Raw genomic sequence first — 22,038 nt, 5'->3', positions numbered from 1 at the left:
GATGTCCAAGCAGGGGTTCCAGAACGCCGAAGAGGCCGCGAAGTTCATCAAGGACGAGGACGTCAAGATGGTCGACGTCCGCTTCTGCGACCTTCCCGGCGTGATGCAGCACTTCTCGATCCCGGCCACGGCCTTCGACCCGTCCGAGGAGCTGGCCTTCGACGGCTCGTCGATCCGCGGCTTCCAGGCCATCCACGAGTCCGACATGTCGCTGCGCGCCGATCTCTCCACGGCCCGCCTGGACCCGTTCCGCCGCGACAAGACGCTCAACATCAACTTCTTCATCCACGACCCGATCACGGGCGAGCAGTACAGCCGCGACCCGCGCAACATCGCGAAGAAGGCGGAGGCGTACCTCGCCTCCACCGGCATCGCCGACACCGCGTACTTCGGTCCCGAGGCCGAGTTCTACGTCTTCGACTCGGTCCGCTTCGAGACCTCCGCCAACCAGGGCTTCTACCACATCGACTCCGAGGCCGGCGCCTGGAACACCGGTGCGGAGGAGAACAACCGCGGCTACAAGGTCCGCTACAAGGGCGGCTACTTCCCGGCCCCGCCGGTCGACCACTTCGCCGACCTGCGCTCGGAGATGTCCCTGGAGCTGGAGAAGGTCGGCCTCCAGGTCGAGCGCCAGCACCACGAGGTCGGCACCGCCGGCCAGGCGGAGATCAACTACAAGTTCAACACGCTGCTGGCCTCGGCCGACGACCTGATGCTGTTCAAGTACATCATCAAGAACGTCGCCTGGCGGAACGGCAAGACCGCGACCTTCATGCCGAAGCCGATCTTCGGCGACAACGGCTCGGGCATGCACGTCCACCAGTCGCTGTGGTCGAACGGCACCCCGCTGTTCTACGACGAGGCCGGCTACGCGGGCCTGTCGGACACCGCCCGCTACTACATCGGCGGCATCCTCAAGCACGCCCCGTCACTGCTCGCCTTCACCAACCCGACGGTGAACTCCTACCACCGCCTGGTGCCGGGCTTCGAGGCCCCGATCAACCTGGTCTACTCGCAGCGCAACCGCTCCGCCGCCATGCGCATCCCGATCACGGGCTCCAACCCGAAAGCCAAGCGCGTCGAGTTCCGCGCCCCGGACCCGTCCTCGAACCCGTACCTCGCCTTCTCCGCCCTCCTCCTCGCGGGCCTCGACGGCGTCAAGAACAAGATCGAGCCCATGGAGCCGATCGACAAGGACCTCTACGAGCTCGCCCCCGAGGAGCACGCGAGCGTCCCGCAGGTCCCGACCAACCTGGAGGCCGTCCTGCGCGCCCTGGAGGAGGACAACGAGTACCTCCAGGCCGGCGGCGTCTTCACCTCCGACCTGATCGAGACCTGGATCGACTACAAGCGCACCCACGAGATCGCCCCGATCCAGCTCCGCCCGCACCCGCACGAGTTCGAGCTGTACTTCGACCTCTAGGCCGCGAGGCGCTCGCGGTGAGGGCCGCCGTCCCGGAACGATTCCGGGGCGGCGGCCCTTCGTCGTGTGTGCGCCGGGTCAGCGGCCGTAGCGGATGAGGGCGCGGACCATGCGGCAGGTGGTGTCCGAGGGCGGGTGGATGCCTATGCGCTCGGCCGTGGTGCGGATGGTGGCGTTGGTGGCCTTGGAGGGGATGTAGACGCCGGCGTCGAGCAGGGCGATGGCGAGGCGCATCGCCTTGAGGCGGCGGTTGTGCGTGACGTACCACTCGCGGGGCCGGCCTGCCGGAAGGGCCTTCTTCTGGAGGGGCGTGAAGGGTTCGATGGACGGCCTGCGGATCACGGCGACTGCCATGGGCTACCTCCTGGCGAACGGTGGCGGGGGCCCTCCCCGGGGCCCTTGCCTTCAGCTTCCATTCTACGGTCGGACACTGACAATCGGCCCTGGTCGGACGGGGTTCGGGGGTACTTTGGGGGGATGGAGATCTGGATCAATCCCGCCTGTTCGAAGTGCCGTGGCGCCCTCACCCTGCTGGACGCGGAGGGGGCCGAGTACACCGTCCGGAAGTACCTGGAGGACGTGCCCTCCGCCGAGGAGATCCGGGCCGTGCTCGACCGGCTCGGGCTCGAACCGTGGGACATCACCCGGACCGGCGAGGACGTCGCGAAGGAGCTCGGCCTGAAGGAGTGGGGCCGGGAGGAGGGCGACCGGGAGCGGTGGATCGGGGCGCTGTCCGCGCACCCGAAGCTGATCCAGCGGCCGATCATCACCGCCGACGACGGCACGGCCGTCGTCGGCCGCTCCGAGGAGGCCGTCCGCGACGCCCTCGGGCGGGGCTGAGCCCCGACCGCCTCGCCGGGCCCTCTCCCCGAGGGCCCGGCGGAGTGGCCTAGTCCCCGGTGAGGGGTTTCGTCATGAGGTGCTCGCCTGGGCGTGTGCCGGAGTGGTGGTAGCCGAGGCGTTCGTAGAGGGTCCGGGCCGGGGTGTTGCCGGTGAGGACCGCCAGCCGGATCCGGGGCGCGCCGGTCCCCCGGGCCCATTCCTCCACGGCCCCGGCCAGCCGGGCGGCCAGTCCCCGGCCCCGGGCTTCGGGCGCGACCCAGAGGGAGCGCAGTTCGGGGGTGCCGTCGGGGGCGACGAGGCCGCCCGCCAGGCCCACCGGCCGGTCGTCCAGGAGGGCGACGAGGCCGAGGGCCGTCGGGTCGTCCAGGCGGGCGTGCCAGCGCGCCTCGCCGCCGGCCCGCCAGTCCGCGAGGTCCATCGTGAACGCCTCGGGCGAGACCGTCAGGGCCGCGAGGCGTGCCTCGCCCCACCACCGCCGGTCGGCGGGTCCCACCCTGCGCAGGACCGGGGTCCCCGCGCGGACGCCTTCCCCGCCGGGCCCGGCCGTGGGGCCGCACGCCACGGCGGCGGCCGCAGGGGCGGGAGCGTCCGGTTCAGAGGCCGGCCGCACGGGTCTCCGCCTCGGTGAGGAGTTCGGTCAGGCGGAGGCCGAAGCGGGCGTCGCAGGGGTGGGGGGTGCCGGTGCGGGCCGCGGTGAGGAGGGCGGTGACGGCCTCGCCGTACGCGGTCCGCGCGCCGTCCCAGGCGGGGAGTTCCGCGCGGCCCGCCGTGCCGTGCAGGGTGAGCGCCGCGCCGCCCGCCGCCGGGGGCGCGCTCAGGCCGAGGGTGGCGGTGCTGCTCGCGCCCGAGGCGTGCCGCAGGACCAGGTGGTGGACGTCGTCCGGGCCCTTCGCCGCCGTCAGGCCGGTGACGTCGCCCAGGATCGGGATGAGCACGGACAGGATGTGCGGGCCGAGGTCCCACAGGCCGCCCTTCTCCCGGCGCCACGGGCTCGCCGCGTAGGGGCTGTCCGAGCCGGGGCCGTAGAGGGAGCCGAGCCAGCGGGCCTCGCCGACGTACCAGCCGCCCTCGGTCCGCCGCTCCTCGATCCAGCCCGCGGTCTCCGGCGCGAAGCGCAGCGTGCAGAAGACGACGGAGGCGACGCCCGCCCCGTCGGCCGCGTCCGCGACCTCGCGGGCCGCCTCGACGGTGGTGGCGAGGGGCTTGTCGAGGAGGAGGTGGCGGCCGGCGCGGGCCGCGCGGGCGGCGAGCGGGGCCTGGACGTCGGGCGGGAGGGCGATCGCGACGGCGTCGCAGTCGGCGAGGAGCGCGTCGGGGTCGTCGTACGCGCGCGTGCCGGTGGCTTCGGCGAGGGCGGCGGCCGCCTCGGGGCGCCGGCCCCACACTCCGGCGAGCTCGACGCCGGGGTGGGCGGCGAGCGCGGGGGCGTGGACGCGGGCGGCCCAGGGGCCGGTGCCGAAGAGGCCGACGCGGAGCGGGGTGCCGGAGGGGTCGCTGTTCGTCATGGGGCCAGTCTGCCCGCCGGGGCCCGTGGGACCGCGGGTTTATCCGGGAGATCCCGTCCCCCGGACGGTGTTAGCGTGCCGGTGCCGGCCGCGGGACTCCGGCGCGACTTCCGGAACCTGCCTCGTAAAGCAACGTCTTCGCTGTTCGCGCCTCCTCTCCCCGGCCGGCTCCCTTCCTCCTCCCAGACAGGGGACCGCCGTGTCCGAGCTCGTCGCCGCCGAGGACGTGCTGCTGTTCGTGAACGCGGCCGTGACCGCGACCGGGCAGCGGGAGTTCCGGTCCTCCGCCGCCGAGCAGCGGTTCTCGCTCGCCTTCCTGCACGCGTACGTAAGGATCAACTACCGGCCGCTGTACGCCTCCTGCCTGGCGCTCGACATCAACGACCACAACGCCGCCCTGATCGCCGAGCACCTGCTGCGCACTCCCGGCGAGGCGGGGCCCGGGGAGGGGCGGCTGATCGCGGCCCGGCTGGCGCGGATGGCGCCGCAGCGGGTGTACCGGCTGTTCCGCGCGCTGCGCGCCGCCGGGGTGAACAACCGCCGCACGCGCGCGATCGTCCGCGACTGGGTGGCCGCGCGGCCCGATCCGGCGCTCGACGCGGTGAAGTACCGGCCGGGGGTGAAGGCGGCGCTGCGGCACGCGCACGTGCCGGCGGCCGACGCCGAGACCGGTGACTTCCTGTTCGCGCCGGGGCGGCGGGTCCGGTACGGGAACCCGACCCTGGAGGCGTACCGGCGGGCGCACTACGAGGAGGCGGCGCTGTACGGGCTGCCGTTCACGGTCGCGGAGGGGTTCGCGGCGCGGCACGGGGTGGCCCGGCCGGTGTTCCTGGAGCGGATGGCGCCGCGGATGACCCGGCTGGAGCGGCTGCGGACCGCGCGGGAGGCCGGGGCGGCGGGCGGTCTGCCGGGGATGCCGCTGACCCGGCTCGCGCTGTACGTGCTGGCGCTGCCGCTCGCCGAGCGGGCGGCGCGGCGGGCCGAGCTGACCGGGGCGCTGCGGACGGCGGCGCGGCGGGCGGCGGGGCCGTACGCGGGGAGCTGGGGGTGGGTCGCGGGCGTGCTCGACGACAGTTTCTCCGCCTCCGGTTCGGCGGTGAAGCGGCGCCGTCCGCTGGCCGTGGCGCTCGGCTGCCACTTCCTCCTGGAGGCGCTGGCGGCACCGGGGGCGTACACCGGGCTGTGGACGTCGGGCGGGACGGACCCGCTGCTGGTCCGGCCCTACGGGCCCACTCCGCTGGGGCTGCGGGTGCTGGACGCGCTGGACACCGGGCCGGAGCGGCTGGTGGTCGTCTCGGACGGCTGGGACAACGCGCCGCCGGGGCTGGCGGGCGAGGTGCTGCGGGTGTGGCGGTCGCGGCTGGATCCGGAGCGGCGGACGGCGGCGGTGCACGTGAACCCGGTATACGACGCGCGGGGGTTCGACGTGCGCCGGCTGGGGCCGTCGGTGCCGACGGTCGGCATCCGCGACGCGGAGGACCTGCCGGCGCTGGTGGAGGTCGCGCGGTTCGCGGAGGGCCGGACCGGCCTGGCGGAGCTGCGCGCCTATCTGGACCGGCGGGTGGCCGACTGCCTGGCCGCGCACGAGCGGGAGCGGAAGGAGGGGGGCCGGTGAGCGGGATCGACCTGACCGGGCTGGAGGTCCGGCCCTCGCAGGTGTGGGGCGGGGTGCGGCTGGTGCCGCTGGTGCGGTCCGAGCCGGTCGCGGGGCTGCGGCTGCACCGGGAGGCGTACGACGATCCCAACGGGCGGGTCGAGGTCGGCGACGGCACCGTCTACACCGCGTACGTGCCGCACGGCTTCGTCGCGGACTGGTCCGGGGACGGCCGGGAGTCGGCCGCCTACGGCACCCGGCTCGGGGACGCGCCGGGGGCCGCCGTGCCCGTGCGGGCGCCCCGGCAGCGGATGGCGAAGCGGCGGGGCGGGAGGCGGCTGCGGTTCCTGCCGCTCCACCTGGCCCTGGAGGGCTATCTGGCGCTGCACTTCGGCGGGCCGCCGGTGCTGTGGGAGGAGTGGTCGCGGCAGGCGCTGCGGCGGGGCCTGTCGCCGCGCGCGGAGGCGGCGTACGCGGGCGCGGAGGTGCCGGGGCTCGCCGAGGCGCTGCGGGTCTTCGAGCTGCACCCGGGGCAGTGCGGGGTGCTGGTGTACGTCGCGGACGCGCTGGCCTCGGCCTTCGTGGTGCCGGGCCCGGAGGACTACCGGGCGCTGCACCCGACGCTGGTGGAGGACCTGTTCGGCGAGCTGGTGCACCAGTACGCGCGCTACGGCGGCCCGGTCCACGAGTTCGCGGCCCGCATCCGGGACGGGGCGGGCGGCATCCGGGACCTGGCGGACCTGCGGGCGGCGGCGCGGGAGCAGGAGCGCCGGTGGGCCCTGGCGCACGACGGGCTGATGGCCCGGGAGCTGCTGGAGGCGCGGTACGCCTTCGAGCGGGTGTACCGGGCGGGGCCGTTCACGCTGTACCGGTTCCTGCCGCCGTTCGCGCGGGACGGGCTGGGCCAGCACATCGGGGAGCTGATCACCGACCGGCGGGGGCGGACGGCCTATCTGAAGACCTTCCGGCTGTCGGACGCCCAGGTCCGGCGGGGGTACCTGCTGCGCAGGCTCGCCTCCCTCGACTGGCACCTGGGGCGGACCGCCGGGGAAATGGGGATCTCCCCGGAGGAGCTGGTGCGGCGGATCACGGCGGCCGGCTTCGGCCCGCTGCTCGACGCGAACGGGCTCGCGCGGGCGGCGCGGGAGGCGCGGGCGGCGGCTTCGGGGAAGGGCTGAGCGGGGCGGCCGGGGGCGGCGGCGGAGAAGGGCCAAGCGAGGGGCGGCGGCGGAGGGCCGGGCGGGCGGCGCGGGCCGGGTACGGCGGGGGCGGGCCTTCTGTCCCCGGGCCGAGTAACACGGGGTTCACAAACGGGCAACCGAAGGGAAATCCCGTGTTGCCAAGCTGCGGTCGTACGCACGACGCGCGAACGGCGGGCCGGTCCCGGCCGGTGCCGACCGCCGTCACCGCAGCTTCTCGCAGCGCCGCGAGCCGCCGCGGCTCTCCGCAGCAGCCCGCCACGCCCTAAGGATGACCCCGTGACCTTCAAGGCCGAATACATCTGGATCGACGGAACCGAGCCGACCGCGAAGCTCCGCTCCAAGACGAAGATCATCGAGGGCGAGGGCCTGCCGCTGGCCGAGCTGCCGCTGTGGGGCTTCGACGGCTCCAGCACCAACCAGGCCAAGGGCCACGCCTCCGACCGCGTGCTGCGCCCGGTCTTCTCCTGCCCGGACCCGATCCGCGGCGGCAACGACGTCCTGGTGCTGTGCGAGGTCCTCAACACGGACATGACGCCGCACGAGTCGAACACCCGCGCCGCGCTGGCGGAGACGTACGCCGCCTACGCCGCGCAGGAGCCGATCTTCGGCATCGAGCAGGAGTACACCTTCTTCGAGGGCACCCGCCCGCTCGGCTTCCCGGTCAACGGCTTCCCGGCCCCGCAGGGCGGCTACTACTGCGGCGTCGGCGCGGACGAGATCCACGGCCGCCCGATCGTCGAGGCGCACCTGGAGAACTGCCTCACGGCCGGTCTCGGCATCTCCGGCATCAACGCCGAGGTCATGCCCGGCCAGTGGGAGTTCCAGGTCGGTCCGCTGGCGCCGCTGGAGGTCGCCGACCAGCTGTGGGTGGCCCGCTGGCTGCTCTACCGCACGGCCGAGGACTTCGACGTCTCCGCGACCCTCGACCCGAAGCCGGTGAAGGGCGACTGGAACGGCGCGGGCGCGCACACCAACTTCTCCACCAAGGCGATGCGCGAGGGCTACGACGCGATCATCACCGCGTGCGAGGCGCTCGGCGAGGGCTCGAAGCCGCTCGACCACGTCAAGAACTACGGCGCCGGCATCGACGAGCGCCTGACCGGTCTGCACGAGACCGCCCCGTGGGACCAGTACACCTACGGCGTCTCCGACCGCGGCGCCTCGGTCCGCATCCCGTGGCAGGTCGAGAAGGACGGCAAGGGCTACATCGAGGACCGCCGTCCGAACGCCAACGTCGACCCGTACACGGTGACCCGCCTCATGGTGGACACCTGCTGCGCCGCCCTGGAGAAGGCCGGCCAGGTCTGAGACCGGACGCGCCGGGCGTGAGTGAGGGGCGTCCCCGCAGCGGCGGGGGCGCCCCTCCGGCGTGCGTCCGGGACGCCGTCGGCGGGCCGGTACCTCCCGAGCGCCCGGGGCGTCCCCGGTGGTACGGCCCCTCCGCCGGGGCCGGGGCGCTGTCGGTGGCGGCTGCGAGGATGGGGCCATGCTCGACATCACGGTGCGGACCGAGGACTGGCGGAAGCGGCTGCGGCCCTCCGCGGACGAACTGGCGGCGCTGGTGCGCCGCGTCGGCGGCGACGGGGACCGCTTCCTGATCCTCCAGCGGGTGCCGGACCTGCCCGACGTGTACGCGCAGGTGTGGCACGAGCACGGCGACGCCTACCGGCTGGAGCACCGGGACGGCGGCCCCGACCGGCACTTCGAGACCGCGGTGGGCGACGCCGGGCGGGCGGCCGCCGCGCTGGCCGGCTGGGCGCGCGCCGAGGACGGCTGGGACGCGGGCCTGGAGTGGGAGCGGCTGGACTTCCCGCCGGCGCCCGAAGTGCCCGAACTGCCCGCGGAGGTGCGGGCGAAGCTGGAGGAGCGGGTCCGGGAGCTGCTGCGCTGCGGCTACGACGACCGGGAGGCGCTCGCCGAGGCGGCCGAGGAGTACCTGGTCTCCGGCGACGAGCGGCCGGTGTGCCGGGAGCAGGCCCGGGAGCTGGTGGACCGGCTGTGGCTGGAGCGGGTCGCCGAGTCGGCCGGCTGGCAGGGCGTGACCGATCCGGAGCGGATCACGGCCGTCTTCGAGGAGCTGGACCGGTCCGGGATCGTCGCCCGGGAGAACTTCACCTGCTGCCGGAGCTGCGGGACGGCGGAGATCGGTGCGGAGGAGGGCGCCTCGGAGGCGCGCGGCTTCGTCTACTTCCACGCGCAGTGCACGGAGGGCGTGGCGGGCGGCGGGGCGCTGTACCTGCTGTACGGCGGTTTCGACGGCCGGTCCGAGACGACGGCGGCGGTCGGCGCGGAGGTCGCGGCGGCGCTGCGCGGGCGGGGGCTGGCCGTGGAGTGGGACGGGGACCCGTCGGCGGCGATCCTGGTGCCGGGCCTGGACTGGCGCAAGCGGCTGGTGGGTTGAGCCAGGGACGGCGGCGGTCCGAAGACACACCCGGCGGCCGTCCGGGCGGGTGTCTCGTCTGGTGGGATGGCCGACGGGGGGCTGCCCCCGCCGCATTCCCTGCTGCTTTAATAGGGATATGGCCAGGACGACGAAGGACACCGCCGCGGGACGCCCCGCCCGGGGCCGCGTCCATGACCTGGAGCCCTTCTGGCCCTCCCGGCAGCACCACGACTTCGACCGGTGCTGTCGGCGCGTGAGGAACGCGTCGGCCCTCTAAAGCCCCGACCGGAGACGTGTCCGGTCCCGCGGCCTTCGGCCGACGCGCATGACGTTCGACGCCCGTCCGTCCGTACCGCGCGAAAGAGCTGATCCCATGGCCCACGTCCAGACCGCCGCCGCCCCCCTCGCCCCCCACCAGCGCCCCCGGCTGCGCGCCGTCGCGCCCGACGAGATCGCCGGACTCGCCCGCGTCGCCGACTTCCTGCCGCCCGGCGCCACGCTGCTGCCCGCGCCGCCGCACGCGCTGCCCGCCCTGCCCGGCCGGCCGCCGATGGTCGGCTACCTGGTGCTGCTGCCCGCCGAGGAGCATCCGCCGTCCGGCGCGGCCCCGGCGCTCGTGGCCGAACCGCCCGCCGAGGAGGGCCCGGTCGGCATCGACGCGGTCCGGCGGATCGCCACCGTCGACGGGCGGACGCTCGACCTGACCTACCTGGAGTTCGAGTTGCTCGCCCACCTGGTGGCCCACCCGCACCGGGTGCACACCCGCGACCAGCTGGTGCAGACGGTGTGGGGGTACGGGCACGTGGGCGACGGGCGGACGGTCGACGTCCACGTGGCGCGGCTGCGCCGCAAGCTGGGCGCCGAGCACCGCCACACGATCCAGACCGTGCGGCGGGTCGGCTACAAGTACCTGCCCTGACCCCTCGCCCTCGCTCCTCCCCCGCTCCTGGTGCCGACGCGGCGGCGGGCGTCTACGGTCGGGACGTACGCCGTGAACCGGGAGGAGACGCCCCCATGCCCGCGATCCCCGCCGCCTCCGTCGCCAACCTGCGGGACCTCGGCGGCCTGCCGCTCGGCGGCGGGCGCTCCGTCCGGGCCGGTCTGGTGCTGCGGTCCGCGCAGCTCGACCGGCTGGACCCGGCCGAGGCGCCCGTGGCCGGGCTCGGCCTGCGCACCGTCGTCGACCTGCGGACCGCCGCCGAGCGGGCCGACCGCCCCGACCGGCTGCCGGTCGGGGCCCGGCTGCTGGTCGCGGACGTGCTCGCCGACCACCTGGCCGCGAGCGGCCTGCCGCCGGCCGCCCGGCTCAAGACGCTGCTGGGCGATCCGGCGCTCGCCGAGGAGCACCTCGGCGGCGGGCGGGTGGTCGAGGCGATGCGCGGCACCTACCGCGCCTTCGTGACCAGCGACTCGGCCCGCGCCTCGTACCGCTCGCTCCTCGTCGAGCTGGGGACGCCGGGCGGCGGGCCGCTGCTGTTCCACTGCACGGCGGGCAAGGACCGCACCGGGTGGGCGGCGACGGTGGTGCTCGCGCTGCTCGGCGCGGACGAGGGGACGGTGCGGGAGGAGTACCTGTCCGTCAACCCGGCGGTGCGGCAGGCGTTCGCCCCGATGATCGAGGGCTTCATCGCGCAGGGCGGCGACCCGGACCTCGTACTGGCGATGGTCGGCGTCCTCCCGGAGTACCTGGACGCCGGTCTGGAGGAGGTGGCGAAACGGTACGGCTCCGTGGAGCGCTACGTACGGGACGGGCTGGGCGTCCCCGACCGGGTCACGGCGCTGCTCCGGGAGCGGCTCACCGTCCACGCGGCCTGACCGGGCCCGGCCCGCCGCGCCCGGCCGGGGTGACCATCGGAAGAATCGCTCGTTCTGCTGAACGTGAGCACCCAGGATCTCGACCCCTCGCCCGTGGGCCCCGTCGACGTCGAGCAGGCCGAGGCCGCCCTCGTCGAGCGCTATCCGCGCCTCGTCCGCATCGCCTATCTGGTCCTGCCGCCGTCGATGGGCCGCAACCGGCGGGTGCTGACCGCGCACGCGCTCGTCCAGCGCGCGCTGCCCCGGCGGCGGACCGGCGGCCCGCCGGTCCCGGAGCCCCGGCGGCCCGAGGACGCGGTGGACCCCGGCTACGCGTACGTGCGGACCGAGGTGCTGCGGCAGGCGCTGGTGGCCTGCCTGCCGCTGCGGCGGCTCGCGCTGCCGCGCCGCGCCCAGCTCCCGCCGCTGCTGCCGCAGGTGTGGGGGCTGCGGCTGTTCCCGCGCGCGGGCGGCGCCGAGGAACTCGCCCTGGACCAGCTCCTGTCCGACCTGTCGGGCCCGGCCCGCGCGGCGTACGTGCTGCGCGGGCTGGAGCGCCAGGGCGATCCGGAGGTGCTCCGCGTGCTGGCGGCGGCGGGCGCGCCGGACCCCCGCGCGGCCCTCGCCGAACTCACCGCGCGGGAGCGGGCGGAGGCGTCCGCCGGTGCCTCCGGCGCGGCGGACGGGCCCCGGCGGAGCGGGGCCGCGCTGCTGGAGTCGGCGGAGTTCGACCCGTGCGTGCTCCAGGCGCGGCCCGGGGACCTGCTGCGGCGGCGGCAGCACGGCCGGGCCGCGCTGGTCGGGGTGGCGGCGCTGCTGGTCTGCGGGGCACTGCTCGGACTGCCGGGGGACGGCTGGGGCCGGGACGGCGCGGCCGCCCCGTCCTACGCCCGCAACCCGGCCGCCGAGGCCGCCCTCGACCCGGCGAAGGTGCGGCGGGTGAACCCCGCCGTGTGGCCGGGGGCGACCCGGCGGGACTTCTCGGTGTGGCCCGCGCGCGGCGGGCTGGCGGGGGACGCGAAGCTGCTGCGGCGGGCGCTCGCCGTGTGGGCGCGGCCGGGCGGCGCGGTGGAGTCGTCGGCGACGCCGGGGACCCCGGTGGGGCCGCCGATGGGGCCGCCGCAGCTCCTCTTCGCGGGACTGGTCGACGGGGCCCGGGTGGTGCTCCTCCACGACGGGCTGCGGATCGTGCGCTACGCGGAGCCGGTGGACGGCACGGCGGGCGCGGCGCTCGACTTCGCCCGCACCGACGCGGCCGAGGGCCCGGAGGCGGCGGCCGTGGTCGTCTCCCGGGCGGCGGGCAACGTCCGCTATCTGACGGCCCCCTGGGTGACGGCCGCCTCGGTGCGGGACCTGCTGATGCCCCGGAAGGCGGCGTGGCCGCTGGGCCGGGACGCGGACGGGGTGACCGACGCGATGCCGAGCCCGGCGCTCGCGAAGGAGTGCGCGCGGTGGAACGCCCTGGAGGTGCGCGGCGGGGAGCGCGACCTGCTCCTGTCCGACCTGGGGGAGCTGACCCCGGCCCGGCTGCTGTGGGGCTCCCCCGCCGCGCCCGCGGAGGCGACGGACCCGGCGGCGCGGGAGGTGTGGGGGCGGACCGCCTGCCAACTGTCGACCGTCCTCGGGCAGGGGGTGCGCTCGGTGCGGGCCTGGCGGTTCGCCCGGCAGTCGCTGCCGGAGGGCGCGGGGCGGGCGGCGTGGGTGTGCACCCGGGCCGAGACCTGGCGGGGGACGGGCGCCCGGGTGCTCGTCCAGTTCCTGTCGCCGGACCCGCGCGCGGGGGCCGCGCAGGCCGCCCGCTCGGAGACCGCGCCGGCCTGCGGGCCCCGGGAGCCCCGGGTGGTGGCGGGCGCGCTGTGGCAGGCGCCGGGCGGCGGCTGGTACGTGCTGGCGGCGGGCGGCCCGGACGTGGCGTCGCTGGAGGTGACGGGCGGGGTCACGGCCCGCGCCGAGGGCGGGGTGCTGGCCGCGAGGGCGGAGCCGGGCGCCCGTGCGGAGCTGTCGGCGCTCCTGGAGGACGGCCGCCGCATGCCGGCCCTGAAGTAGCTCCCGCACCGGAGCCCGTGCCCACCCCGGGTCCGTCTTCAAGCGGTGCGTGTCACCGGCTTCAAGCGGGACGTCCGGCGGGCCCCAAGCGGGGCGCGTACGGTGGAAAAAGGCGGTGCAAAGACCTGTTCCCCGTGCCTACCCCTCAGTACATTGACGGCATGTCTAATACGCAGCCTGCGCCGGTGGCGTCGGAGCACGTCGCGCTCAAGGCCCGCAAGGTGGCCTTCGACTGGCAGGAGACCCCGCTCCACTGGGTCCCCGGCGACCCCTTCACCACCCACACCATCAACGTGCTGCACCTGCTGCTCCCGGCCGGCGAGCGGTGGTTCGTGCACGTCTACCAGCAGGCGCTGCCGTACATCACCGACGACCGGCTGCGCGAGGACGTCATCGGCTTCATCGGCCAGGAGGCCGTGCACTCCCAGGCCCACGACGACGTCCTGCCGCACCTGCGCCGCCAGGGGCTCGACCCCACCCCGTACACCGCGCAGGTCGACTGGTTCTTCGAGAAGCTGCTCGGCGACCGGACGCTGCCGCCGGGCCGGGCCCGCCGCTGGTGGCTGATGGAACGGGTGGCGCTCATCGCCGCCATCGAGCACTACACCGCCTTCCTCGGCGACTGGATCCTCAACGCCGAGGAGCTGGACCGGCGGGGCGCCGACCCGATGATGCTGGACCTGCTGCGCTGGCACGGCGCCGAGGAGGTCGAGCACCGCTCGGTCGCCTTCGAGCTCTTCATGCACCTCGACGGCGGCTACCGGCGGCGCGCCCGCACCTGGGCGCTCGCCTTCGGCACGCTGGTCTTCCTCTGGCAGCGCGGGACCCGCTTCTTCATGGAGAACGACCCCGGCCTGCTCGACCCGAAGGCGTCCTGGGCCGACTTCTACCGCCGGGGCCGCGCGGGCGTGCTGCCGTCCACCCCGGCCGTGCTCCGCTCGGTCCCCCGCTATCTGAGCCGCTCCTACCACCCGTCCCAGGAGGGCGACACCGCGCAGGCCGTCGCCTACCTCGCCGCCTCCCCCGGCGCCAACGGAGGCCGCTGATGCCCCGCCTCGCCACCGTCGCCCTCGCCGCCGGCGCCGCGCTCCTGCTCCGGCGCGCGGTCCGCTCCCGGATGCGCTCCGCCCCGCTGTGGCCGCTGCCCGCCCTGGAGACCCCCGTCTCCGGTTACGGGCGCGGGGCCACCGTCCCGCGCCGGGTGCTGGTCACCGGCCGGGCCGTCCCCGCCGAGGGCGTGGTCGAACTCCGCCTGGAGGGCGAGCGGCTGCCCGCCTGGGAGCCGGGCGCCCACATCGACCTGGTGCTGCCCTCGGGCGAGGTCCGGCAGTACTCGCTGTGCGGCGACCCCGCCCGGCCGGACGTCTACCGGATCGCGACCCGGCTCATCGGGGAGGAGCACGGCGGCCGGGGCGGCTCCCGGGAGGTGCACGAACAGCTCCACGAGGGCGTCGAGGTCGAGATCCGGGGCCCGCGCAACCGCTTCCCGCTCACCGCCGCCCCCTCCTACGTCTTCGTCGCCGGCGGCATCGGCGTCACCCCGGTGCTGCCGATGGTCCGGGCCGCGGAGGCCGCCGGGGCCGACTGGCGGCTGGTCTACTGCGGGCGCTCCCGCGCCTCCATGCCGTACCTGGCGGACCTCGTCCGGCTGGGCGGGGACCGTGTCACGGTGGTCGCCCAGGACGAATCGGGCCACCCCGACCTGGGGTTCCTCGCCTCGGTGCCGGCCGAGACCGCCGTCTACTGCTGCGGCCCCGAGGGGCTGATGGCGGCGGTGACCGCCGCCATGCCGGAGGGCCGGGCGCCGCGCCTGGAGCGCTTCTCGGGGCCCGCGCCGGCCGGCGGCACCGCCTTCGAGGTCGAACTCCGGCGCTCCGGACGGACGGTGGCGGTGCCCGCCGACCGGTCGGTGCTCGCGGCGGTACGGGAGGAGGTCCCCGGCCTCATGTACTCCTGCACGCAGGGCTTCTGCGGCACCTGCGTGCAGACCGTCCTGGAGGGCGAGGTCGACCACCGGGACGAACTCCTCACCGAGGCCGAGCGGGCGGACTCCATGCTGATCTGCGTCTCCCGCTGCGCGGGGAGGAAGCTCGTCCTGGACCTCTAGGCCCTGTCCGGCGGCTCTTCGCGGGACGGGGCCCGGGGCCTGTCCGCGGAGCAGCGGCCGCCGCCTTCCGGGCAGAGGAACCTAGGGCAGGATCCAGTCGGCGGCCAGGGCGGCCACCAGGCCGCCCGCCAGCAGCCAGGTGCCCAGCCGGGTGCGGCCGTTGCGGGAGAGTTCGATGACGATCCCGCAGAGGATCATGGCGAGGCCGTAGACGCCGACGACCAGCACCGAGGTGCGGCTCGCGAGGCGGATCACCAGGACCACGCCCAGCGCCACCAGCAGGACCGAGGCGGCCGCCACGCGCAGCCGTCTCGCCTGCTTGGGGGTGAGGCCCTCACCGGGCTCCCGCTCCCCCGCCTCGTCCTCTTCCCCGGCCTCGTCCTCGTCCTCTTCCCCGGCCTCGTCCTCGTCCCCGGCCTCTTCCCCCGCCGCTTCCTCGGCGTCGGCCTCGGCCTCGTCCTTGGCCTTCGGCGTCCCGGGCGTCTCCGGTGCCGCCTCGGCGGGCTCGCCGGGTTCGTCCTTCGCGGGGGCCTCGGGGGCCGGGGTGTCCTGGTCGGAAGCGCTCATGGACGAGGAGCGTAACGGACCCCGTTAGGCTGTTCGTATGACGACCGGTGTGCGGCGCAGGATGGGCGTCGAGGAGCGCAAGCAGCAGCTGATCGGGGTCGCCCTCGAACTCTTCGGCAACCGCTCCCCCGACGAGGTCTCCATCGACGAGATCGCCGCCGCCGCGGGCATCTCCCGGCCGCTGGTCTACCACTACTTCCCGGGCAAGCAGAGCCTGTACGAGGCGGCGCTGCGACGGGCCGCCGACGAGCTGGCCGCCCGCTTCCTGGAGCCGCCGCAGGGCCCGCTGGGGGCCCGGCTGCTCCGGGTGATGGGCCGCTTCTTCGACTTCGTCGACGACCACGGGCCGGGCTTCGCCGCGCTGATGCGGGGCGGCCCCGCGGTCGGTTCGTCGACGACCAACGCGATGATCGACGAGGTGCGGCAGGCCGCGTACGAGCAGATCGTCGCCCACCTCGGGGTGGCGGACCCCTCGCCGCGGCTCGAACTGGTCGTGCGGTCCTGGGTGTCGCTGGCGGAGTCGACGGCGCTGCTGTGGCTGGACGGGCGGCGGGTGCCGCGCGCCGAGCTGGAGGTCAAGCTCGTGCACGACTTCGCGGCGCTGACCGCGGTGAGCGCGGCGCAGGACGAGCAGATCGCGGCGGTGCTGACGGCGGTGCTGGCCGAGGAGCCGGCCGACGGGCCGTTCGCGGAGCTGGTGACCCGGCTGCTGGCCCTCGCGCCCGGCGTACCGGCCCAGCCCTCCCGGTAGGGGCCCTCCCGGCGGGAGCGCGTGCCGGGCCCGCTCAGCCCTCCACGTAGGAGTTCTCGAAGTCCCGGATCTCGACCGAGAGGCGCGCGTCCCCGGGCGGGGCGAGGTGGCCGCGCAGGAGCGCCAGCACGGCCTTGGAGATGCGGCGCTTGGCGTCGTCGTGCCGACCGTACCGCAGGACGATGTCCACGTGCGCCACGGCCCGTTCGGCGGTGCCGGTCCCGGTGAAGGCTTCCTCGACCCGCCGGAAGCGGGTCGTGCAGGCGGCGGCCGGAACGCCGGTGGCCTCCGCCAGGAGCGCGTGCAGGGCGAGCGCGAAGCCGCGCCGGTCCAGGGGCGCGGAGTGGTCGACGGCGATCTGCGGCATGGCGGGGCTCCTGCGGGTCCGGGGCGGCGTCGGGCCCAGCCTCACGGCACGGGCCCCGGCCGCGCAAGAGGCGGCCGGGGCCCGTGTTCCCGGGGAGTGCGGGGTCCGTCAGCGGGTGGCCCGGAAGACCGCGACCGTGCGGGCCGGGACCGTGAAGGTGCCCGAACCGGCGTCGTACGCGGCGGACTTCACGACCGCGTCGGAGCCCTTCGCCTGGACGGGGTGGAGCGCGTAGCCCTTCCCGGCGAGGCCGGCGACCGTCTGGCCCTGGGCCGTCGGGGTCGCGTTGAGGACGACCACGAGGTCACCGAGACGCATGGTGATCACGCCGGGGGTCTCGTCCTTGCCGGAGAGCGGGAAGGACAGCGCGTTCTGGACCTGCCCGGCGGTGGCCAGGGAGAAGACCGGTTCGGTGGTGCGGATCTTCTGGAGGTCCCGGAAGGCGGCGGAGGAGCCGTCGATCTCGGCGCAGCCGACCGTCAGGTTCGGGTGGGTGAGGAGCGGCTTGCCGTAGCCCCACTTGGACGTGTTGTCGGCGGCGGGGGGCAGGCCGCGGCCGAAGCCGTTGCCCGCGCGGCAGTCCCACTGGATGGAGTTGTACCAGTCGCCGCTGTCGAAGGAGTTGCGGTCCAGGGACTTGGAGCGCAGCAGGTCGGTGCCGGCCTGGGAGAGCGACGGGCCCTGGGAGAGGGTGGCGGTCGCCATCGCGAGGACCTGCATGCGGGCCCGGTCCGCCGGGGAGGTGCCGGTCGGCAGCTTGAAGGCGAGGGCGTCGTAGAGGCTCTCGTTGTCGTGGGCGTCGGCGTAGGAGAGGGCGTCGCCGGGGACGGCGGCGTAGCCGGCCGGGGAGCCGTTGTAGTCGACCTCGGAGCCCTTGACGGTGCGGCCGGAGGTGTCGGTGAAGGTGTAGCCGGCGAGGTTGCCGGTGAGGCCGACCTTGATGAGGTCCTGGTAGTGCAGGAGGCGGGCCTTCTGCTCGGCCGGGGTGCCGTTGGCGGTGGAGGTGTTGGGGTCGGTGTAGAGGCCGGAGGCGAAGCCCTGGACGCCGGGGTCCTCGTCGAAGGGGCCGCCGCCGCGGACCGCGTCGCGGGAGCGGTCGGAGAAGGTGGCGACGCCGGTGCCGGCCATGTTCTTCTGGGTGGCCTGGACGAAGCGGGCGTCGTCGGCGACCTCGCCGAAGTTCCAGCCCTCGCCGTAGAGGACGATCGACTTCCCGTCGACGCCGTCCTTGGCGACGGTCAGGGCGTCGAGGGCCTTGCGGACGGCGAGGATGTTCTCCTTCGGGTGGTGGCCCATGAGGTCGAAGCGGAAGCCGTCGACCTTGTACTGCCTGGCCCAGGTGACGACCGAGTCCACGACGAGCTTGCCCATCATGGCGTTCTCGGGGGCGGTGTTGGCGCAGCAGGTGGAGGTGGCGACGGCGCCGGCGGCGTCGAGGCGCTGGTAGTAGCCGGGGACGATCCGGTCGAGGATCGACTTGTCGGACTGTCCGGCGGCGACGGTGTGGTTGTAGACGACGTCCATGACGGTGCGCAGGCCCTGGCCGTTGAGGGCCTGGACCATCTGGCGGAACTCGACCGTGCGGCGGGTGCCGTTCGGGTCGGTGGAGTAGGAGCCCTCGGGGACCGTGTAGTGCAGCGGGTCGTAGCCCCAGTTGTAGGCGTCCGTGGCCGCGGCGGCGGCGACGCACGCCTGCTGCTCCTCGGAGTCGGGGGCGTAGACCTTCAGGTCGCAGGCGGGTTCGGTGCGGTCGGACTTCTTCTCGGGGACGGTGCCGATGTCGAAGGCCGGGAGGAGGTGGACGTAGGAGGTGCCGGAGTCGGCGAGGGCCTTGAGGTGCCGGGAGCCCTTGCTGTCCTTGTCGGTGAAGGCGCCGAAGGTGCCGCGCAGCGCGGGCTCGACGGTGGGGTCGGCGACGGAGAAGTCGCGGACGTGGAGTTCCTGGATCTGGGCGTCGCGCAGCGGCACGGCGGCGGGCTTCCTCAGCCCCTGCCAGCCGGCGGGGGCGAGCTTCGGGTCGGCGAGGTCGACGACGAGGCTGCGGGCGGAGTCGGTGGTGAGGGCGGTCGCGTACGGGTCGGTGACGCGGTTCTCGACAAGCTTCTGGACGCTGGGCGCCCAGACCTTCACGACGTACCGGTAGGGCTTGCCGGTCCAGGACCTGTTGCCGGTGGCGGACCAGACGCCGGAGGCGTCGTCGCGGCGCATGGGCACGGTGCGGCCGTCGAGTTCGAGGGCGACGGAGTGCGCGGTGGGCGCCCACACGGAGAGGGTGGGGCGGCCCTTGTCGAAGACCGGGCCGAGGGCGGCCGTGGTGGCCCTGGCGGCGTAGAGGTCGTCGAGGACCCCGGCGGTCTGCACGCCGGTGGCGGCGAGCAGGGCGCCGTTGGCGGCGCGCTGGGTGGCGAGGAGCTGGCCGCGCAGGGCGGCGCGGATCCGGTCGGCGTCGCGCGGGTCGACGGTGAAGGCGGGATAGTCCTTGAGGTGCGGGAACTTCGCCTTCTGGGCGTCGCTGAGGCCGCCGGGGTTGAGGCGGATCCACCGGCCCTCGTCGCTGAGGGCTCCGTCGGTGACGGTGATGCCGCCGTCGGGGGCGTAGACGAGCTGCCGGCTGGTGGAGTCGTCGGCCTTCGCCTTCCAGACGACGGTGGTGCGGTCGATCCACTGGGCCTCGGCCTTGGTGAGGTCGAGGGAGGGGGCGCCGCCGGAGGCGGGCAGGAGGCGCTGCTGCCGTCCGGCGAGGATCCAGATCTCGTTGCCGGTGGCGGCGAGGTCGATCGACTGGTCGGAGGGCAGGTCCTTCTCGTCGCCCTTGTGGAGGATGTACGAGAGGGAGGTGGCGCCCTCGGCGAGCGGGACCTCGTAGACGGCGCCGTAGGCGTCGGTGCGGGCCGGGAGGAGGGGCTTGGACCAGTCGGTGGGCTGGGCGGCGCCGTTCCACAGGTGGAGGCCCCAGCCGTCGTACTTCCCGTCCTCGCGCTGGTAGTGGATGACGGCCTTGGTCGTGTCCCGGGGGGCGGGTGCCGGGGCGGTCTCGGACTGGCCGTCCCGGCCCTGGGTGATCCAGACCTCGCCGGTGCGGGCGAGCGGGACGGTGCGCTGCGGGCCGTCGGCGGTGCCGTTCTTCTCGACGGTGTACGGGACGGCGGTGGCGCCCTCGGGGAGCTTCACCCAGGCGAAGGCGCCGTGGGCGTCGCGGCCGGTGAAGGCGGCTTCCTGGCCGGCGGCCCTGAGGGTCCAGCCGTCGTAGTCGCCGTCCTCGCGCCGGTAGTGGACGATCGCGTACGGGCGCTCGACGGCGAGGGGCTTCTCGGGGGCCGGGGGCGCGCCCGCGGTGGTGGCGGCGGTGGTGCTCGCGGTGCGGCCGGCGGTGTCGACGGCGACGGCCTTGTAGCGCAGCGCGGTGCCGGCGGGGGCGGTGACGTGCTGGGTGACCTTGTAGGGGGCGTGGTCGGCGGTGCCGAGGGTCTGCCAGCGGCCGTTGCCGACCTGGGCGGCGAAGACGACGCGGTTGAGGCCGCCGCCGGTGACGTCGGCGGTGAGCTCGACGGTGCCGGTGGCGCCGGCGGCGGGGGCCTTGAGGGTGACGGCGGGCCGCGCGGCGGGGGCCGGGAGCGGGGCGTCGGCCTTGAGGACGAGGGAGGAGAGCGCCGGGACGGTGACGGTCACGGCGCCGTCCTTCGCGGCGGCGGTGCCCCGGCCGCCGTAGAGGAGGTGGTAGCGGGCGGAGCCGGCGGGGACGGTGACGGTCTTCGGGGTCGTGGCGCTGTTGGTGGCGACGAGGTATTCGGTGCGCTGCTTGGGGTCGGTGCGGGCGAAGGCGTAGACGGAGTCCTCGGCGTGGCGCTCTTCCTGGACTCCGTCGCGCAGGGCCGGGTTCTCCCGGGTGAGCTTGGAGAGGGCGGCGATCGACCGGTAGAGGGGGTGGCCGGTGTCGTAGGCGTCGGTGGCGTGGGTGCGGTCGGTGCCGAGCTGGTCGTCGTCGAGGTAGTCGGCGATGCCGGTGCCGAAGAGGGGCTGGCGGGCGTCCTTGTCGCCGCCGGCGCCGGTGAAGCCCTGTTCGTCGCCGGAGTAGATCACCGGGTTGCCCCGGGAGAGGAACATGATTTCGTTGGCGAGGGTGGCGCGGCGGACGAGTTCGGCGTCGCTCGCGCCGGGGTTGTCCTGCTTGAGGAAGGTCCCCATGCGGCCCATGTCGTGGTTGCCGAGGAAGGTGACCTGCTCGTAGGCGTTGGCCTTGTCGGTGGTGTAGCGGTAGTCGTCGCGGAAGACCTTGGCCAGGCGGTCGGCGCCGGCGCTCCGGGAGGCGAAGGCGCGGGCGGCGTCCTGGAAGGGGAAGTCGAGGGTGGCGTCGAGCCGGCCGCGGGTGACGTAGGGGGCGGTGACGGTGGTGTCGGCGGAGTAGACCTCGCCGAACATGAAGAAGTCCTCGCGTCCGCGCTTCTTGGCGTAAGCGTCGAGGGCGGTGGCCCACTGGGTCCAGAAGTCGAGGTCGACGTGTTTGACGGTGTCGATGCGGAAGCCGTCGATCCGGAAGTCGCGGACCCAGGTCTCGTAGATCCTCTTCATGCCCTCGACGACCTCGGGGCGTTCGGTCCACAGGTCGTCGAGGCCGACGAAGTCGCCGTACTCGGCGTTCTCGCCCTCCCAGGTGGAGTCGCCCCGGTTGTGGTACATCGTCGGGTCGTTGAGCCAGGCGGGGACCTTGGTGTTCGCCTTCTCGACGGGGGTGTACGGGAAGGAGTCGGCGTCGACCTTCCCCATGCCGGCGCGGTCGTCGAAGGGGCGGCCGTCCTTGTCGAGGTAGGGGTAGGCGCCCTTGGAGCGGTAGCCGTACTTCTTCTCGGCGTAGTCGACGGTGTCGGCGGTGTGGTTGGTGATGACGTCGAAGAAGACCTTCATGCCCTTGGCGTGGGCGGCGGCGATGAGCTTCTTGAGGTCGTCGTTGGTGCCGAAGTGCGGGTCGACCCGCGTGAAGTCGGTGATCCAGTAGCCGTGGTAGCCGGCCGAGGCGTCCTTGCCCTCGCCCTGCACCGGACGGTTCTTGAAGATCGGCGCCATCCAGATCGCCGTCGTCCCCAGGCCCTTGATGTAGTCGAGGCGCTGCGTGAGGCCTTTCAGGTCACCGCCCTGGTAGAAGCCCTTGTCCGACGGATCGAAACCGGTCGCGGTACGGCTGCCGGTCAGACCGCCCCGGTCGTTGGAGGCATCACCGTTGGCGAACCGGTCCGGCAGCACGAAGTAGAACTGCTCACGGGTCAGGTCCTGGCGCGCCGGCTCGGCCGCCAGCGACCGGTCCGACGGCGGCGCCGGGGGGCGGGGTGCGGCCGTCGCGGGGACGGCGGGCGCCAGGGCGGCGCACAGGGCGACGGCGAGTGCCACCGCCGTTCTCTTGGGTATCACGGGGGCTCCCTGGAGGTACGGGAAAGGGCGGGCCGCCCCGGCGGGGCGGCCCG

General features: G+C 74.7%; 18 protein-coding genes. 12 read left to right on the top strand and 6 right to left on the bottom strand.

Translation table 11 applies throughout. The annotated features are described in order from the left end of the window. Position 1: 1 nt before the first annotated feature. On the top strand, positions 2 to 1,423 hold the full coding sequence (glnA, locus tag IE219_RS27160) for a type I glutamate--ammonia ligase (RefSeq protein WP_189982174.1): 1,422 nt from the start codon (positions 2 to 4) through the stop codon (positions 1,421 to 1,423). A gap of 78 nt (positions 1,424 to 1,501) precedes the next feature. Here the strand turns inward: glnA and IE219_RS27155 are convergent, their stop codons facing one another. Further along, the gene (locus IE219_RS27155) at positions 1,502 to 1,777 is read right to left on the bottom strand and encodes a hypothetical protein (protein WP_189982172.1); all 276 of its coding nucleotides are present in this window, start codon (positions 1,775 to 1,777) and stop codon (positions 1,502 to 1,504) included. Positions 1,778 to 1,900: 123 nt separating this feature from the next. Here IE219_RS27155 and IE219_RS27150 point away from each other — a divergent pair, with 123 nt between their 5' ends. Further along, positions 1,901 to 2,263, top strand: a complete 363-nt coding sequence (locus tag IE219_RS27150; RefSeq protein WP_189982171.1) for an arsenate reductase family protein — start codon at positions 1,901 to 1,903, stop codon at positions 2,261 to 2,263. Positions 2,264 to 2,312: 49 nt separating this feature from the next. Here the strand turns inward: IE219_RS27150 and IE219_RS27145 are convergent, their stop codons facing one another. Both IE219_RS27145 and IE219_RS27140 read right to left on the bottom strand, forming a co-directional pair. Beyond that, a complete protein-coding gene (locus tag IE219_RS27145) occupies positions 2,313 to 2,759 on the bottom strand; it encodes a GNAT family N-acetyltransferase (RefSeq protein WP_189982169.1) in 447 nt (148 codons plus the stop codon). 100 nt (positions 2,760 to 2,859) lie between these two features. Continuing rightward, complete coding sequence (locus tag IE219_RS27140; RefSeq protein ID WP_189982167.1) at positions 2,860 to 3,771, bottom strand: Gfo/Idh/MocA family protein; 912 nt, start codon at positions 3,769 to 3,771, stop codon at positions 2,860 to 2,862. A gap of 199 nt (positions 3,772 to 3,970) precedes the next feature. Between IE219_RS27140 and IE219_RS27135 the strand changes: the two genes are divergently transcribed. The 9 genes from IE219_RS27135 to IE219_RS27095 all read left to right on the top strand — a co-directional run bounded on the left by IE219_RS27135 (position 3,971) and on the right by IE219_RS27095 (position 14,897). Next, on the top strand, positions 3,971 to 5,386 hold the full coding sequence (locus IE219_RS27135) for a hypothetical protein (RefSeq protein WP_189982166.1): 1,416 nt from the start codon (positions 3,971 to 3,973) through the stop codon (positions 5,384 to 5,386). Further along, entirely contained in the window at positions 5,383 to 6,543 is a 1,161-nt protein-coding gene (locus IE219_RS27130; RefSeq protein WP_189982164.1) for an ARPP-2 domain-containing protein, read from the top strand. Before IE219_RS27135 ends, IE219_RS27130 begins: the two co-directional genes overlap by 4 nt. A gap of 300 nt (positions 6,544 to 6,843) precedes the next feature. After that, positions 6,844 to 7,875, top strand: a complete 1,032-nt coding sequence (gene glnII / locus IE219_RS27125; RefSeq protein ID WP_189982162.1) for a glutamine synthetase — start codon at positions 6,844 to 6,846, stop codon at positions 7,873 to 7,875. 178 nt (positions 7,876 to 8,053) lie between these two features. Then, complete coding sequence (locus IE219_RS27120) at positions 8,054 to 8,968, top strand: DUF6891 domain-containing protein (RefSeq protein ID WP_189982160.1); 915 nt, start codon at positions 8,054 to 8,056, stop codon at positions 8,966 to 8,968. Positions 8,969 to 9,323: 355 nt separating this feature from the next. Then, on the top strand, positions 9,324 to 9,869 hold the full coding sequence (locus tag IE219_RS27115) for a winged helix-turn-helix domain-containing protein (RefSeq protein WP_189982158.1): 546 nt from the start codon (positions 9,324 to 9,326) through the stop codon (positions 9,867 to 9,869). Positions 9,870 to 9,964: 95 nt separating this feature from the next. Next, on the top strand, positions 9,965 to 10,765 hold the full coding sequence (locus IE219_RS27110; RefSeq protein ID WP_189982156.1) for a tyrosine-protein phosphatase: 801 nt from the start codon (positions 9,965 to 9,967) through the stop codon (positions 10,763 to 10,765). Between the two features lie 63 nt (positions 10,766 to 10,828). Next, positions 10,829 to 12,790: a hypothetical protein gene (locus IE219_RS27105; RefSeq protein ID WP_229850035.1), complete on the top strand. Its 1,962-nt coding sequence runs from the start codon at positions 10,829 to 10,831 to the stop codon at positions 12,788 to 12,790. Between the two features lie 161 nt (positions 12,791 to 12,951). Continuing rightward, complete coding sequence (locus tag IE219_RS27100; protein WP_189982154.1) at positions 12,952 to 13,836, top strand: metal-dependent hydrolase; 885 nt, start codon at positions 12,952 to 12,954, stop codon at positions 13,834 to 13,836. Beyond that, positions 13,836 to 14,897, top strand: coding sequence for a PDR/VanB family oxidoreductase (locus IE219_RS27095; protein ID WP_189982152.1), 1,062 nt, complete (start codon positions 13,836 to 13,838; stop codon positions 14,895 to 14,897). The genes IE219_RS27100 and IE219_RS27095 overlap by 1 nt, the downstream gene beginning before the upstream one ends. 81 nt (positions 14,898 to 14,978) lie before the next feature. Here IE219_RS27095 and IE219_RS27090 read toward each other — a convergent pair whose 3' ends face one another. Beyond that, positions 14,979 to 15,464 (bottom strand): hypothetical protein, encoded by a 486-nt coding sequence (locus IE219_RS27090; RefSeq protein WP_189982150.1) that lies wholly within the window; start codon positions 15,462 to 15,464, stop codon positions 14,979 to 14,981. Positions 15,465 to 15,501: 37 nt separating this feature from the next. On the opposite strand from IE219_RS27090, the gene IE219_RS27085 reads away from it, so the two are divergent. Beyond that, positions 15,502 to 16,215, top strand: a complete 714-nt coding sequence (locus IE219_RS27085) for a TetR/AcrR family transcriptional regulator (protein ID WP_189982148.1) — start codon at positions 15,502 to 15,504, stop codon at positions 16,213 to 16,215. 34 nt (positions 16,216 to 16,249) lie between these two features. On the opposite strand, the gene IE219_RS27080 is transcribed toward IE219_RS27085, so the two are convergent. Continuing rightward, complete coding sequence (locus IE219_RS27080; protein ID WP_189982146.1) at positions 16,250 to 16,582, bottom strand: tautomerase family protein; 333 nt, start codon at positions 16,580 to 16,582, stop codon at positions 16,250 to 16,252. Between the two features lie 108 nt (positions 16,583 to 16,690). Beyond that, positions 16,691 to 21,985, bottom strand: coding sequence for a pullulanase-type alpha-1,6-glucosidase (gene pulA / locus IE219_RS27075; protein WP_189982144.1), 5,295 nt, complete (start codon positions 21,983 to 21,985; stop codon positions 16,691 to 16,693). Between the last annotated feature and the right edge of the window lie 53 nt (positions 21,986 to 22,038).

This window comes from Streptomyces termitum (genome assembly GCF_014650175.1).
GTDB classification, from domain to species: domain Bacteria; phylum Actinomycetota; class Actinomycetes; order Streptomycetales; family Streptomycetaceae; genus Streptomyces; species Streptomyces termitum.
Note: the sequence above shows the minus strand (reverse complement) of the source record. Positions and strands in the feature narration are given on the sequence as shown.